Annotated in this window: 13 protein-coding genes and 1 other RNA gene; 5 read left to right on the forward strand and 9 right to left on the reverse strand. The window is 73.5% G+C overall.

Annotation, left to right across the window (positions count from 1 at the left end; translation table 11 throughout):
* The first annotated feature begins 35 nt into the window (after positions 1-35).
* Positions 36-437: RNase P RNA component class A (gene rnpB / locus BCL76_RS07325), an RNA gene on the forward strand.
* Positions 438-1,037: 600 nt separating this feature from the next.
* Here the strand turns inward: rnpB and BCL76_RS07330 are convergent.
* The 3 genes from BCL76_RS07330 to BCL76_RS07340 are packed head-to-tail and all read right to left on the reverse strand — an operon-like array spanning position 1,038 to position 3,984.
* Positions 1,038-2,384, reverse strand: coding sequence for a bifunctional RNase H/acid phosphatase (locus BCL76_RS07330; RefSeq protein WP_109778693.1), 1,347 nt, complete (start codon positions 2,382-2,384; stop codon positions 1,038-1,040).
* A complete protein-coding gene (locus BCL76_RS07335; protein ID WP_181382473.1) occupies positions 2,384-3,127 on the reverse strand; it encodes a zinc ribbon domain-containing protein in 744 nt (247 codons plus the stop codon). Before BCL76_RS07335 ends, BCL76_RS07330 begins: the two co-directional genes overlap by 1 nt.
* A complete protein-coding gene (locus BCL76_RS07340) occupies positions 3,124-3,984 on the reverse strand; it encodes a Nif3-like dinuclear metal center hexameric protein (protein WP_030770587.1) in 861 nt (286 codons plus the stop codon). Before BCL76_RS07340 ends, BCL76_RS07335 begins: the two co-directional genes overlap by 4 nt.
* A 314-nt stretch (positions 3,985-4,298) precedes the next feature.
* On the opposite strand from BCL76_RS07340, the gene BCL76_RS07345 reads away from it, so the two are divergent.
* On the forward strand, positions 4,299-5,363 hold the full coding sequence (locus BCL76_RS07345) for a hypothetical protein (RefSeq protein WP_258309407.1): 1,065 nt from the start codon (positions 4,299-4,301) through the stop codon (positions 5,361-5,363).
* Positions 5,364-5,416: 53 nt separating this feature from the next.
* On the opposite strand, the gene BCL76_RS07350 is transcribed toward BCL76_RS07345, so the two are convergent.
* The 3 genes from BCL76_RS07350 to BCL76_RS07360 form a co-directional block, all read right to left on the reverse strand.
* Positions 5,417-6,358, reverse strand: coding sequence for a 3-oxoacyl-ACP reductase (locus BCL76_RS07350; protein ID WP_109778695.1), 942 nt, complete (start codon positions 6,356-6,358; stop codon positions 5,417-5,419).
* A gap of 33 nt (positions 6,359-6,391) precedes the next feature.
* On the reverse strand, positions 6,392-7,468 hold the full coding sequence (locus BCL76_RS07355) for a Zn-dependent alcohol dehydrogenase (RefSeq protein ID WP_109778696.1): 1,077 nt from the start codon (positions 7,466-7,468) through the stop codon (positions 6,392-6,394).
* 78 nt (positions 7,469-7,546) lie between these two features.
* Entirely contained in the window at positions 7,547-8,401 is an 855-nt protein-coding gene (locus BCL76_RS07360) for a MaoC/PaaZ C-terminal domain-containing protein (RefSeq protein ID WP_109778697.1), read from the reverse strand.
* 318 nt (positions 8,402-8,719) lie between these two features.
* Between BCL76_RS07360 and BCL76_RS07365 the strand changes: the two genes are divergently transcribed.
* From BCL76_RS07365 to BCL76_RS07375, 3 genes are all read left to right on the forward strand, one after another.
* Positions 8,720-9,073 (forward strand): response regulator transcription factor, encoded by a 354-nt coding sequence (locus tag BCL76_RS07365; protein WP_078909768.1) that lies wholly within the window; start codon positions 8,720-8,722, stop codon positions 9,071-9,073.
* Positions 9,074-9,252: 179 nt separating this feature from the next.
* Entirely contained in the window at positions 9,253-9,813 is a 561-nt protein-coding gene (locus tag BCL76_RS07370) for an RNA polymerase sigma factor (RefSeq protein ID WP_109778698.1), read from the forward strand.
* Positions 9,800-10,069 carry a hypothetical protein gene (locus BCL76_RS07375; RefSeq protein WP_109778699.1) on the forward strand — a complete coding sequence of 90 codons (270 nt, stop codon included), beginning with the start codon at positions 9,800-9,802 and terminating at the stop codon, positions 10,067-10,069. Before BCL76_RS07370 ends, BCL76_RS07375 begins: the two co-directional genes overlap by 14 nt.
* A gap of 60 nt (positions 10,070-10,129) precedes the next feature.
* Here BCL76_RS07375 and BCL76_RS07380 read toward each other — a convergent pair whose 3' ends face one another.
* Genes BCL76_RS07380 through BCL76_RS07390 form a run of 3 tightly spaced genes read right to left on the reverse strand, consistent with a single transcriptional unit; the run spans position 10,130 to position 14,030 of the window.
* Positions 10,130-10,645 carry a YcxB family protein gene (locus tag BCL76_RS07380; RefSeq protein ID WP_109778700.1) on the reverse strand — a complete coding sequence of 172 codons (516 nt, stop codon included), beginning with the start codon at positions 10,643-10,645 and terminating at the stop codon, positions 10,130-10,132.
* 49 nt (positions 10,646-10,694) lie between these two features.
* A complete protein-coding gene (locus BCL76_RS07385; RefSeq protein ID WP_109778701.1) occupies positions 10,695-11,882 on the reverse strand; it encodes a lipid-transfer protein in 1,188 nt (395 codons plus the stop codon).
* A 15-nt stretch (positions 11,883-11,897) separates the two neighbouring features.
* Entirely contained in the window at positions 11,898-14,030 is a 2,133-nt protein-coding gene (locus BCL76_RS07390; protein WP_109778702.1) for an acyl-CoA dehydrogenase, read from the reverse strand.
* Positions 14,031-14,127: the final 97 nt, after the last annotated feature.

A 14,127-nucleotide genomic window follows, 5' to 3' on the forward strand; every position in this document is an offset into this window, starting at 1 on the left:
CCCGTCGCCCCGGGTAACATGGTCGCCACGGCAGACGAGTCGGCCGGGCGGCCGCGTCGGGGTCTCAGGATCCCGCCGAGGAACGTCCGGGCTCCACAGGGCAGGGTGGTGGCTAACGGCCACCCGGGGTGACCCGCGGGACAGTGCCACAGAAAACAGACCGCCAGGGGCTTCGGCCCTCGGTAAGGGTGAAACGGTGGTGTAAGAGACCACCAGCGCCTGAGGTGACTCAGGCGGCTAGGTAAACCCCACCCGGAGCAAGGTCAAGAGGATCCGTCCCCGGACGGGTCTGCGCGAACGATCGAGGGCTGCTCGCCCGAGTTCGCGGGTAGACCGCACGAGGCCGGTGGCAACACCGGTCCTAGATGGATGGCCGTCTCCCCGGCGACCGCGAGGTCACCGGGCGACAGAACCCGGCGTACAGGCCGGCTCGTCTGCCGCTTCCACTCCCGTTCGGGGAGGCGGTTCTCGGCATCAGCCCTCGGGCTCCCGCTGGGGCGGTGGTGGCGGGGTGCTGCCCCGGGCCCCGGGCCCCGCGCCTCAATCGCCGGCGGGGCTGGGTTCGGCTGCGCGTACCCGGTGGCTCCCGGCAGGGATCGCTTCGGTGTGGGTCGGTGCCCCGGCGGAGTGTCTCCTCGGCTCGCGCGGTACGGCATGTCTCGGCTGTACCCGGTGGTGCGCGCTCGTCCTGCGGGGACACTCCCCCGTGTCCCCGCCCCACGGCGATGCGTTCGACAGTGCCCCGAAGCCGCCCCGACGCATGGGGAGCGGGGACGGGCAGGGGTGTCCCCGCAGGACGAGCGCGCAACCACCGACCCACAGCCGAGACGTGCCCGCGTCGCGCGAGCCGAGGAGACACCCCTGCCCGGCCCCGCGGACCCGCCCGCACCGTGGTCGAGTTCCCGCCCCGCCCCGCGGACCGGTCCGCACCGTGGTCGAGTTCCCGCCCCGCCCGAAGGAACGACCCGCACCGGATCCCGCCCGGCCCGAGGGAACGGCCCCGCCGGGCCTGGATCCCGCCCGGCCCCCCGCAGGCCCTACCGCAGGTGGGAGGTGTCGTTCAGGAGGCGGACCGAGGCGTTGCCGTCCGCGTAGTAGGCCACCGCCGACAGCGACGCCGCCGAGAGTTCCATGCGGAACAGAGCCTCCGGCGGGGCGCCCAGGGCCAGGCGGACCAGGATCTTGACCGGGGTCACATGGGTGACCAGCAGGACCGTGCGGCCCGCGTGCGCGGACAGCAGACGGTCGCGGGTCGCCGAGATCCGGCGGGTGGCGGACATGAAGCTCTCGCCGCCGCCCGTCGGGGCCGCCTTCGGGGAGTCCAGCCACGCCTGCAGGTCGTCCGGGAAGCGCTGCTGCACCTCGGCGAAGGTCAGGCCCTCCCACGCCCCGAAGTCCACCTCGCGCAGGCCCTCTTCGACCGTCACGGTCAGGCCGAGGCGGTCCGCGACCGCCTTCGCGGTCTCCCGGCAACGGCGCAGCGGGGAGCTGATGACCGTCTGGACGGTGCCGCGGGCGGCCAGCGCCTCGGCGACCGCGGCGGCCTGCCGCAGGCCCGCCGGGGAGAGTTCGGGGTCACTGCCGCCGCTGCCGGAGAAGCGCTTCTGCGGGGTGAGGGCGGTCTCCCCGTGCCGCAGCAGCACGAAGGTGGCCGGTGCCCCCATATCCGGGCCCCAGCCGTGGCTGCCGGCGGCGACCGCCGGGGCATCGGCGTCGAGGCAGGGCTCGATGGCCTCGGTCAGGGCCTCGTCGTCGGCGAACAGCGCGTCGGCGAGCTCCTGGGCGGACGTGGGCATGGGCGTGGGCGTGGCCGTGCCCGCGGCGGCGGTGACCAGTGCCGCTCGCACCGCCGCGGCCCCCTTCGCCGCGTCCCCCGGCGGGCCCACCGGCGCCGGCGGGGTGGCCAGGGCGCGCGCCGCGCCGTGGTCGAGGGCGGCCGTGGACGCCGACGGCTCCCACTGCTTGCCGCGCTTGCCCGCGTCCATCGCCTCGTTCGCGAGCCGGTCCGCGTGCTTGTTCTGCTCGCGCGGGATCCACTCGTACGTGACCTGCGCGCGCGGCAGGATCCGCGCGGCCTCGGCGGCGAGCGGCTTCATGTCCGGGTGCCTGATCTTCCAGCGGCCCGACATCTGCTCGACGACCAGCTTGGAGTCCATCCGAACCAGGACCTGGGCGTCGGAGGCGAGCTCACGGGCCGCGGCGAGCCCCGCGATCAGGCCCTTGTACTCGGCCACGTTGTTCGTCGCGACACCGATGTACTCCGCGCGCTCGGCCAGCGTCTCGCCCGTCGCCGGGTCGAGCACCACCGCGCCGTAGCCGGCCGGCCCCGGGTTGCCCCGGGACCCACCGTCCGCCTCCACCACGAACCGGACGGACGTCTGCATCAGATGCCCGAGTCGGCCGTACGGACCAGGATGCGGCCGCAGTTCTCGTGACGGACGACCTGGTCGCGGGCCGCGGCCTTGATCTCGTTGACCTCGGCCATGTCGAGCTCCAGCCGGCAGCCCTCGCAGCGACGCTGGTAGAGGCGCGCGGCACCGACCCCGCCCTGCTTGACGCGGATCTTCTCGTACAGCGCCATCAGGTCGGCCGGCATGGACGCGACGATGACCTCGCGGTCCTTGGTGACCTTCGCGACCTCGGTGTCGATCTCGGAGGTCGCCGCGTCACGGCGGGCGGTGGCGTCCGCGGCCTTGGCCTCCAGGGCCGAGACGCGCTCGGTCAGCCCGGCGACGCGCTCCTGCGCACCCTCCAGACGCTCCATGACCTCCAGGACCACGTCCTCCAGGTCACCCTGACGCTTGGCGAGGGAGACGACCTCGCTCTGCAGGTTCGCCAGGTCCCGGGCCGAGATGCCCACGCCCGAGTCGAGCCGCTGCTGGTCGCGGACGGCGCGCTGGCGCACCTGGTCCACGTCCTGCTCCGCCTTGGTCTGCTCGCGCGCGGTGTCGCTCGCCTGGGTCTGGGCGGCGACGAGCAGGTCGCGCTGCTGCGCCAGGTCCTTGGTGAGCGAGTCGAGCTCGGCGTGCTCGGGCAGCGACTTGCGCTTGTGGGCGAGCTGAGACAGCCGGACGTCCAGCGCCTGGACGTCGAGAAGTCGGATCTGGTCGGCGGGCTCGGCGTTCAGTTGGGGGCTCCAGAGATAGAAGGGGGTGTGACGGACGGCGCGTGGGCCGTCCAAGGGTCGGTGACCGCGCGCGAGACGTGGGTCCGCAGACCCCAGCCGTGGCGCTCGGAGATCGCGTCGAGCTGCGCGGCGGCCTGCTCGCACCAGGGCCACTCGGTGGCCCAGTGCGCGGCGTCGACGAGGGCGAGCGGGCGGCTCGTCTCACGGGCCTCGGACACCGGGTGGTGGCGCAGGTCCGCGGTCAGGAAGACGTCCACACCGGCGGCGCGGACCTGCTCGAAGAGGCTGTCGCCGGAGCCGCCGCTGACGGCGATGCGGCGGACCGGCATGTCCGGGTCGCCGGCCACGCGGATGCCCTGGGCGGTCGGCGGCAGCCAGGCCGCGGCGCGGGCCGCGAACTCGCGCAGGGTCTCGGGGTGGTCCAGTTCGCAGATCCGGCCGAGGCCGCGACGGCCTTCCGGATCGGTCGGATCGGGCACCAGCGGGCCGGTGATGCGCAGGTCGAGGGCGCCGGCGAGGGCGTCGGAGACTCCCGGGTCGGCGGTGTCGGCGTTGGTGTGCGCGACGTGCAGCGCGATGTCGTTCTTGATCAGCGTGTGCACGACGCGGCCCTTGAAGGTGCCGGCCTCGACGGTGGTGGTGCCCCGGAGGTAGAGGGGGTGGTGGGTGATGATCAGATCGGCACCCAGCTTGACCGCCTCGTCGGCGATCTCCTGAACGGGGTCCACGGCGAACAGCACCCGGGTGACCTCGGCGTCCGGGTCGCCGCAGACGGTTCCGACGGCATCCCACTGCTCGGCCCGCGAGGGGGGCCAGAGAGCGTCCAGCGCGGCGATGACTTCAGAGAGACGGGGCACGGGCCAAGGCTACCGTCCGGGGCGACCGTCCCGGTCAGGACAGCCCTGCCGGACGGGGCCCCGACCTGCTGGCTAGGACATACCGGATGATTTCCGCCGTCCGCTCCGTGCCGGGCCTGCCCCGGGACCGGCCCCGGACCGGTTGCGGGCCCCCGCCCCGATGCCGAACAGCACAAACGCCTCGTCCGCCACGCGCGAATCGCCGCACGGACACCCGTATGTGTGAAGCGGTGTTGGTGGTGTTGTTCGCCGTGATGCCCGAAAACTAGCTTCCCCCCCGGAGGTGACCACGGATGACTGTCTGTGCCATCGAAATGACGACCACGACCGCGTTCACCATCGCCGCGGACGGGTCGTACGCCGCCCGGCTGGCCGGGGAGGGCGACGCCCTCTACGCGGAGCGCTGGACCCTCGCCGGGCCCGAGGCGTACGCGGTACCGCTGCCGCTCGCCCAGCCCGAGGAGGCGGACAGCGAGGTGCTGCCGCTGGCCGACGGACGGGTGCTGATCCACCGGCGGGTGGCGGAGCGGCACGCCTTCGCGCTGCTCTACCCGACGGGAGCCGAGGCCGGGCCGAGCACCGGGGAGCTCCAGCTGGGCGGCGTGGAGGCGCAGGAGGGCGTACGGGTGCGCCTGCTCCCGCCGTGCCCGGCCGCAGCCGGCGCCTTCGCCCTGGCCGCGGAGGACACCGTGACCACGGTCTGGCAGGTGACCGGGGGCCCGTCGGGGCCCCGGCCCGTCGCCCGGATCCCGGGACGGTGCTCGGGCGGCGTCTGGCTGGACCGGGCGGGCCGACTGCTGGCCCTGGACCGCGAGCTGGAGGGCATCACCAAGGCCGTCGCCGTGGACCTGGGGAGCGGCGGGGTGTCCCCGCTGCTGCAGATCACCGAGGACAGCGACGACCGGCTGCTGCTGGCCGACCCGGACAGCGGGCTGCTGCTGATCCGCTCCGACGCCCCGGGCACCGCCCGCCTCGGCTGGGGCGTACTCGGCAGCTCCCTGCCCGTCCGCTTCCCGGAGTGCCTGGCCCGGCTCGGTGACGCCCGGCCGTTCGCGGTCCAGCCCGGCCAGTCCCTGATGCCGGAGACCTGCGGGGTGGCGCTGCGGCTGCCCGAGGGCGACATCGGGCTGTGGCGCCCCGCCGACCGGCGCGTCTTCCGGCTCACCGCCCCCACGGGCTGGCTCGGCGGGAGCGGCCTGTGGAGCGCGCAGGGCCGCCTGCACCTCCCGTACGCGACCCCCGAGGTGCCCTGCGGGATGGTCGGCCTGAACCTGCCCCTCTCGCCTCCCCCGCCGGTGACTCCGGTGGCGCCGGAGCCGGCCACGCCGACCGCCCCCCGCCCGGTCCCGCTCCAGCAGGCACCGCTGGCCGGACGCTAGGGCGGAGGGCGGAGGGCGGAGGGCGGACGGCGGGGGCTGTCGCGCCCGCGGAGTCAGGCGTGCTTGAGGCCCAGGACCTCCGTCGCGGCGAAGGTCTCGTTCGCCGGGCGGGAGTCGTAGTGCGGGGTCAGGAGCTCGTCGAGCTCCTCGTAGGAGAAGGACTCCTTGGCCGTGTCGAACTTGGCGGCCACCCTCGGGCGCTCCATGACGACCACGATGCCGCCGTGCACGACGAACAGCTGCCCGTTGGCCTTGGCCGAGGCGGGCGAGGCCAGGTAGCCGACGAGCGGTGCGACGTGCTCGGGGGCGAGGGCGTCCAACTTGCCCTCCTCCGGGACCTGGAAGCCGGCGAAGACGTCCTCGGTCATCCGGGTACGGGCGCGCGGACAGATGGCGTTGGCCGTCACCCCGTACTTGGCGAGCGCCAGGGCGGTGGACGTGGTCAGGCCCACGATGCCGCCCTTGGCCGCCGCGTAGTTCGGCTGACCGGCCGAGCCGCCGAGGAAGGCCTCGGAGGAGGTGTTGACGATCCGGCCGTAGACCGGGCCGCCGGCCGCCTTCGAGCGCTCGCGCCAGTGCACGGAGGCGAAGTGGGTGGTGTTGAAGTGGCCCTTGAGGTGGACCCGGATCACCGAGTCCCACTCCTCCTCCGACATCGAGAAGACCATCCGGTCACGCAGGATGCCCGCGTTGTTGACGAGGACGTCCAGCTTCCCGAAGCTGGAGACCGCCAGCTCGACCAGCTCCCGCGCCTGCTCGAAGTCGGCCACGTCGCCCAGGTGCGCCACCGCCCGGCCGCCCGCGGCGCGGATCTCCGCGGCGACCTCCTGCGCCGGGGCGGCCGAGGGCTCCCCGGAGCCGTCCCGGCCCGGCCGGCCGAAGTCGTTGACGACCACGCTCGCGCCGAGCCGGGCGAGCTCGATCGCCTCGGCCCGGCCGAGCCCGCGGCCCGCGCCCGTCACGATGGCGGAGAGCCCCTCAAGTGGGAGTGACATCCGTAGCGTTCCTCTCGCAGGTCTTCGAGCAGGTCAGAGTTCGATGCAGGTGCGCAGGGCCACGCCCGTACGCATCTGGTCGAGCGCGTCGTTGATCTCGGCCAGCTGCACCCGGTGCGTGATCAGGCTCGCCAGGTCCACCCGGCCGGCCCGCCACAGGGCGATGGTGCGCTCGTAGGAGCGGAGCACGTCCCCGCCGCCGTACATCGACGGCAGGATCTTCTTCTCGTCGAAGAAGAGCGAGAACATGTCGATCTGGTAGTTGTCGTCCATCGCGCCGGCGCCGACGATCACCACGCTGCCGCCGCGGCGGGTCATCTTGTAGGCGGTCTGCGCGGTGGCGGACTTGCCGACGACCTCGAAGACGTAGTCGAAGCCCTCGCCGCCGGTGATCCGGTTCTTGGCGTCGTCGAAGGCCTCCGGGCCCACGGCCTCGGTGGCCCCGAACCGCAGGGCCGCCTCGCGTCGGGACTCCACCGGGTCGACGGCGATGATCTGGGCCGCGCCCTGGACCTTGGCGCCCTGGATGACGGAGATGCCGACGCCGCCGCAGCCGATGACGGCGACCGAGGATCCGGCCTCCACCTCGGCGGTGTTGATGGCCGCGCCGAGGCCGGTGGTGACACCGCAGCCGATGAGCGCGGCGATGTCGAAGGGCACGTCGTCGGGGATCGGGACGGCGCACGCGGCATCGACCACGAGTTCCTCGGCGAAGGTGCCGGTCGCGGCGAAGCCGAAGATGTCACCGCCCGCGCGGCGGAAGTTGGGGGTGCCCGCGTTGACCAGGCTCGCCAGGCACAGGTGGCCCTGGCCGCGCTTGCAGGACGGACAGTGGCCGCACGGCGGCAGCCAGCAGACGAGGACCCGGTCGCCCTGCTTGAGGGTGGTGACCCCGTCACCCACGTCGGAGATCACCCCGGAGCCCTCGTGGCCCGGGATGAAGGGGGCGGGCTGCGGCAGGACGCCGCTCATGGCGGAGAGGTCCGAGTGGCACAGGCCGGTGGCCTTGATCCGGATCTTCACCTTGCCCGGGCCGAGGCCCACGGCCTCCATGTCGTCGACGACCTCGAGCTTGTCCTGGCCGATCTCGCTCTGCAGTGCTGCGCGCACGGTGCGGCTCCTTGGGTCTCGTACTCGTGGTTACGCGTGCTCGTGGTGACGCGTGCTCGTGGTGACGCGTGCTCGTCGTTACGCGTGCTCGACGACGGTGTCGGCGAGGACCGGCGCGTCGTCCCGTTCGACGGCGGTCACCGACACCAGGACGCGGCCGGGCTCCTGCCACATCCGGATGCGCAGCGTCTCGCCCGGGAAGACGATCCCGGCGAAGCGCGTGCGGTAGGCGCGGACCCGGGACACGTCCCCGCCCAGGGCCGTGTCCACGACGGCCTTGAGGGTCATCCCGTACGAGCACAGGCCGTGCAGGATCGGCTGGTCGAAGCCGGCGGTCTTGGCGAACTCGGGGTCGGCGTGCAGCGGGTTCCAGTCGCCGGAGAGGCGGTAGAGGAGCGCCTGGTCCTCGCGGATGTGCCGCTCCTCGACGCGGTCCGGGGCGCGCTCGGGCAGTTCCTCCCGGACGGAGGGGCCGCGCTCGCCACCGAACCCGCCCTCGCCCCGTACGAAGATCTGCGCGTCGCTCGTCCACAGGGGCCCGTCCGCGTCGGCGACCTCGGTGCGCAGGACCACGACGGCGGCCTTGCCCTTGTCGTAGAGCGCCGCGACCTTGGCCGTGGAGGTGGCGCTGCCCTTGACGGGGACGGGCCGGTGCAGCTCGATGGACTGGCCGCCGTGCAGCACGTCGGCGAGGTTGATCTCGATCCCGGGGGCGGCGAGGCCGCCCATCATGGCCATCCCGGCGCCGGCGACGGTCGCGAAGCTGGGGAGGACGTGGAGCTTGGATTCGAGGGTGTAGCGCAGCTCGTCCGGGTCGGTGGCCGGCCGGCCCGCGCCGAGGCCGAGGTGGTAGAGCTGGATGTCCTTGTGGTCCCAGCCGATCTCCCCCAGGCGGGGGTCGGCGGCGAGGGCCTTGGCGGCATCGATCGGCATGGGGGTGCTGCTCCCTGTCGTTGGAGAACCGGGGCCGTGGAAGAGCCGTGCGGAGCTGTCGGCAGCTGTCGGACAGCCGCCGAACGGCCGCCGAACAGCCGTTGGAAGACCTCGGTGCGACCGTCCGCACCGTCGGCCGCACCGAGGTCGCATGCGGGGGCCGGTTCTAGAACGCGTTCTAGGCCCGACCGGTGAGGGAATGTATAACGCACACCCCCACACTTGGGAAGACTCTTGACTTCACGTCAGATCTACTGCGTACGGAGCGTGTTGCGCGCCCGCCGGGAGGCGGGGCAATACCCTGCCCGCGTGGAAGAAATGCCTGTTGACCACCGTGAGGTCCGTGCCCTGCGCGTCCTGCTGGAGCCGCCGAACCCGGCCTTGGCGCTCCAGCTCGGCCTCCAGCCGGACATCGAGGTCGTCCGGGACCCCATGGCCCGGCCCGCGGTGGCCCTGGTGGAGGAGCTCGCGGCCGTGACCGCCCTGCTGGCCGACGATCCGGAGTGCCGGGTGCTGGTCCTGACGGGCTCGGCGCACCCCGGCCTCGCGGAGGCCGCCCTCGCCGCCGGCGCGGTGGGACTGGTGCTGCGGGACGGCCCGATCGGGGACCTGGCAGACTGCGTCCGGCGCGCCTCGACGGGTGAGACGGTGGTGGACCCGGCCCTGGGATGAACCGGGTCGGCTTCGGGTGAATCCTTTCGCGACGCCCACGCCTCTTATGCATGTGCCGACGCCCGGATCGGCACCTGACCCGGAGGTTGTCGTGATCACTCTTGTCGCCGTGGGCGCCGTCGTCCTGCTCCTGCTCTGCACGTGCACCGTCCTCGTGGCGCGCCGACGGAGCCGCTCCCGTGGCTGAGTCGACCTGGCCCGCCGAGCCGCTGATCGTCGCCGCGCAGGGCGGGGACCTCGACGCGGTCACCGCGCTGGTCTGCGGATCGCACCCGAACGTGCGGAGGTTCGCGTTCTCGCTGTGCGCCTCACCCGAGGACGCCGAGGACGCGGCCCAGGAGGCGCTGATCATCCTCTACCGGAAGATCGGCATGCTGCGCGCGTCCGGCGCCCTGGCCTCGTGGATGTTCCGCATCGTCCGCAACGAGTGCCTGCGCCGGGCCAAGCTGATGCCCCGCGAGCGCGCTCCGCTGCCGGACACCGACGAGGCGGTCGTCTCGGCCGAGGAGGAGGTACTGGAACGCCTGGAGGCCGCCCGGGTGGCGCGGGCGATCGCCGCCCTCCCCGCCGACCAGCGGCGGGTGCTGATCATGCGGGACATCCAGGGCTACAGCGGCCGGATGGCCGCGGACGCGCTCGGGCTCACACCCGCCGCGATGAAGTCCCGGCTGCACCGGGCCCGCGCGACCCTTCGGCACACCCTTCACCCGACGCCTGGAGGCGACGATGCAGACCGCTGACGGCCGCGACTTCGCGAGCTCCTCCCTGCCCCGGCACCTGGCCCGCGGCGCGATCGGGCTCGGCGCCCTGATCGGCTCCGTCGCCCTCCTGCCGGTCTACGGCCCGCTCACGCTGGCCCTCGCCCCGGTCGGCCTGCTGGCGCTGCGCGGCTGCCCGATGTGCTGGGCGATCGGACTGGCCCAGACGCTCTCCCGGGGCCGCCTGCGACGGGAGTGCACGGACGGCCGCTGCGAACTGAAGGCGGCGCCCCGCTGATCCCGACCGGGCGCCACGCACGTCGGCGCCACGCACCGTCGGCACCGCGAACCGTCGGCGCTACGAGCCGTCGCCGGCCCGCTCCTGCCCGAAGGCGGCGAGGAGGTCGCTCTCGCCCGGGGCGGTGAACAACCGCTTGGGCAGCACCACGAGACACGTCCGGCGGCGGGAACGGCCCACGAACACGTGCAGCCGGGGCGTCTCGTGGTAGTAGCGCATCTCGTCCCACACGATCCGCTGCGACTCCTCGCCCCGGAACACCTCGATGCCCGAGCCGTCCACCACGACCCGCTTCTCCTCGGCGGCCCTGCCGCTGCGGAAGCCCCGGGCCACCGCCCACCGCGGCAGCACGAACAGCCCGAAGAGGCCGTACACCACCGCGACCCCGAGGGGGACGGGGTCCAGGGTCAGGCCGTCCGAGGACAGCGTCACGCCCGCCGAAGCGAGCAGGACCGTACCGAGGGCGGCCACCACCCGGCCCCGCCGGAACAACCCCGCCGCCCTGGCGGCCTCGTCGTACTCGTCCCTGGTCACGCTGCCGGTGGCGGTGAAGGATGCTGCGTGTATCTCGCTCACGGGAGCGGAGCCTAACGCTCCGCCCCCGTGGCCGAACAGCGCGTTCCCCTCACCGCCGCAGGAGGGTGACCACCGCCGCGCCGCCCAGCCCGATGTTGTGCGCCAGTCCCACCCGCGCCCCCGCGACCTGGCGCGGCCCGGCCTCGCCCCGCAACTGCCAGACCAGCTCCGCCGCCTGCGCCAGTCCGGTCGCCCCCAGCGGATGGCCCTTGGAGATCAGCCCGCCGGACGGGTTCACCACCCACCGCCCGCCGTAGGTGGTGGCGCCCGACTCCACCAACTTCCCGGCCGCGCCGTCCTCGCACATGCCCAGCGCCTCGTACGTCAGCAGCTCGTTGATCGAGAAGCAGTCGTGCAGCTCCACCACGTCCACGTCCTCGATGCCGAGCCCCGAGGCCTCGTACGCCTGCCGGGCCGCGGCCGCCGTCATCGGCTTGCCGACGACGTCGATGCAGGAGCCGGAGGCGAAGGAGGCCTCGGTGTCCGTCGTCATCGCCTGGCCGACGATCTCCACCGCCTTGTCGTGCAGCCCGTGCCGCACCACGAACCGCTCGGACACCACCAGGGCCGCGGCCGCGCCGTCCGAGGTCGGCGAGCACTGGAGCTTCGTCAGCGGCGCGTGGATCTCCTTCGCCGCCAGGATCTCCTCGACCGAGTACACGTCCTGGAACTGCGCGTTCGGGTTGTTCGCCGAGTGCCGGTGGTTCTTCGCGCCGACGGCCGCGAGTTGCGCGGGCGTGGTCCCGTACCGCTCCATGTGCTCCCGCGCCGCGTTGCCGAAGATCTGCGCGGTGGGCGGGGACATCTCGAAGCCGTGGCCGGCGGCCATGATCCCGTAGTGCCGGGCCACCGGTGAGGTCTTGAAGTCGCCTCCGTCGGCTCCCCCGCCCAGCGCGCCGCGCTTCATCTTCTCGAAGCCGAGCGCCAGCACGCAGTCGCTGATCCCGCCCTGCACGAACTGCCGCGCCATCATCAGCGCCGTCGAACCCGTCGCGCAGTTGTTGTTGACGTTGTAGACCGGCACCCCGGACAGCCCCAGCTCGTACGCCGCCCGCTGGCCGGCGGTGGAGGCCTGGAAGCAGTAGCCCACCGGGACCTGCTCGACCAGTGCGTAGTCCACGCCCGCGTCCGCGAGCGCCGCCGTCCCGGCCTCCTTCGCCATGTCCCAGTACTGCCAGTCCCGCGACTCCGGCTTCTCGAACTTCGTCATGCCGACGCCCACGATGTACGACTTCATGCCCCTGGTGTCCCTTCAGTCCCTCGGGAGGCCGAGAATCCGCTCGGCGACGACGTTGAGCTGGACCTGTGTGGTGCCCCCGGCGATGGTCAGGCAGCGGGACATGAGCATCCCGTGCACCGCCCGCTCCCCCACCCCCTCCCGCACCGCGCCCGCCGGTCCCAGCAGTTCGAGCGCGAGCTCGGCGGTCCGCTGCTGGTGCGGGGTCTGGACGAGCTTGCGTACGGAGGCACCCGCGCCCGGCTCCAGCCCCGACACCTGCTGAAGCGTGGTGCGCAGCCCGATGCAGGCCAGCGCGTGCGCCTCGGCGGCGAGGGCGCCGATCCGCGCCCGGTAGGTGCCGTCGAGGTCGGCGGCGCGCGCGAGGAGCGCCTCCAGACCGGTGTCGAAGGTCATCTGGTCGGCCATGTGGACGCGTTCGTTGCCGAGGGTGTTGCGGGCCACCTTCCAGCCGCCGTCGGCCGCGCCGACCAGCGCGTCCGCCGGGAGGTCCACGTCGTCGAAGTACACCTCGTTGAAGAGGGCCTCGCCGGTGATCTCCTTCAGCGGTCGGATGTCGATGCCGGGGGTGTTCTTCATGTCGACGACGAAGTAGCCGAGCCCCTTGTGCTTGGGTGCGGCCGGGTCGGTCCGGGCCAGCAGGATCCCGAAGTCGGCGCTGTGCGCGGAACTCGTCCACACCTTCTGGCCGTTGACCCGCCAGGAGCCGTCTTCCCGCCGCTCCGCCCGGGTCCGCAGCGAGGCAAGGTCGGAGCCCGCGCCCGGCTCCGAGAAGAGCTGGCACCAGGTGACGTCGCCGCGCAGGGTCGGCAGGAGGTAGCTCTCCCGCTGGGCCTGTGTCCCGTAGGCGAGCAGCGAGGGCACCACCCAGGTGGCGATCCCGAGGTCGGCGACCTTCACGCCGGCCGCGGCCAGCTCCTGCTGGACGACGAGCTGTTCGACGGGGCCCGCGCCGAGCCCGTACGGGGGCGGCAGGTAGGGGGCGGCGTAGCCGGTGGGGGCCAGGATCCGGCGGGCGGTGGCCGGGTCGAGCCCGCGGGCGTCCGCGATGGCGGTCCGGGCCTTCGCGCGGTACGTCTCGGCCTCCGCCGGGAGCTCCAGGCGCAGCTCGCGCCGCGCACCGCCCGCCGCGCACCGCACGGCCCGGACCCGATGCCCGTCGCCGGGTCCGAGCAGCTGGCGGGCGACCAGTGCCCGCCGCAGGTAGATGTGGGCGTCGTGCTCCCAGGTGAAGCCGATCCCGCCGAGGAGCTGGATGCAGTCCTTGGCGCAGGTGTAGGCGGCGTCCAGGGCGGTCCCGGCGGCGAGGGCTGCCACCAGCGAGCGCACGTCGGCGGGCTCGTCCATGGCCTGTGCGGCGTCCCAGGCCAGCGCCCGGGCCTGTTCCAGCCGGACGAGCATGTCGGCGCACAGGTGCTTGACGCCCTGGAACTGCCCGATGGGCCGGCCGAACTGCTCGCGCACCTTCGCGTACTCGGCGGCCGTGTGCAGGGCCCAGGCGGCGGTGCCGCAGGCGTCGGCGGCGAAGAGCGTGCAGGCCAGGTCGCGGACCAGGGCCGCGTCCAGGTCCAGCAGCCGGTCGGGGGCGGTGGCGACCCCGCGCGCCCGCACCTCGGCGGTGGGGCGGGTGGGGTCGGCGCTCTCGTGCGTCCGGATGTCCAGCGCGGCGGCGTCCACGGCGAACCAGCGGGTGCCGTGCGCGGCCTCGGCGGCGAGCAGCACCAGGTCGGCCTCGCCGGCGCCGAGGACGGGCGGGGCGAGTCCGTCGAGCAGGTACCCGCCGCCTTCGACGGCGACGGCGGTCAGCGTCCCGGGTCCGAGCGCGACCGCCCCGACCCGGCCTTCGAGCGGCTCGGCGCCGGCCCGGTCCAGCAGTACGGAGGCCAGCGCGCTCGGCAGGTACGCCCCGGGCAGCGCGGCCCGGGCGGCCTCCTCGACGACGACGGCCAGGTCGAGCAGGGTGCCGCCGTCCAGGTGCGGGTCGAGCAGCCCCTGCGCGGTCAGCGCGTCCCAGTAGGCGGGCCGCGACCCGGTCTGCGGCGGGGTGTCGAGCAGCTTGCGGACCTCCTCGGGAGGCACGGCCCGCGCGACCCAGCCGCGCACCGCCTCGGCCAACTCCCGTTGCTCCTGTGTGATTCCGATGCCCATGCGCGGCAGACTAGAACACGTTCCAATCTGACGGAAGGTCAGATGTGAGGTGAGTCGGAGGCGGGAACCGGGGCGGGAAGGGGTGACGTCCACCGAT

The organism is Streptomyces sp. CG 926, assembly GCF_003148825.1.
Classification (GTDB): domain Bacteria; phylum Actinomycetota; class Actinomycetes; order Streptomycetales; family Streptomycetaceae; genus Streptomyces.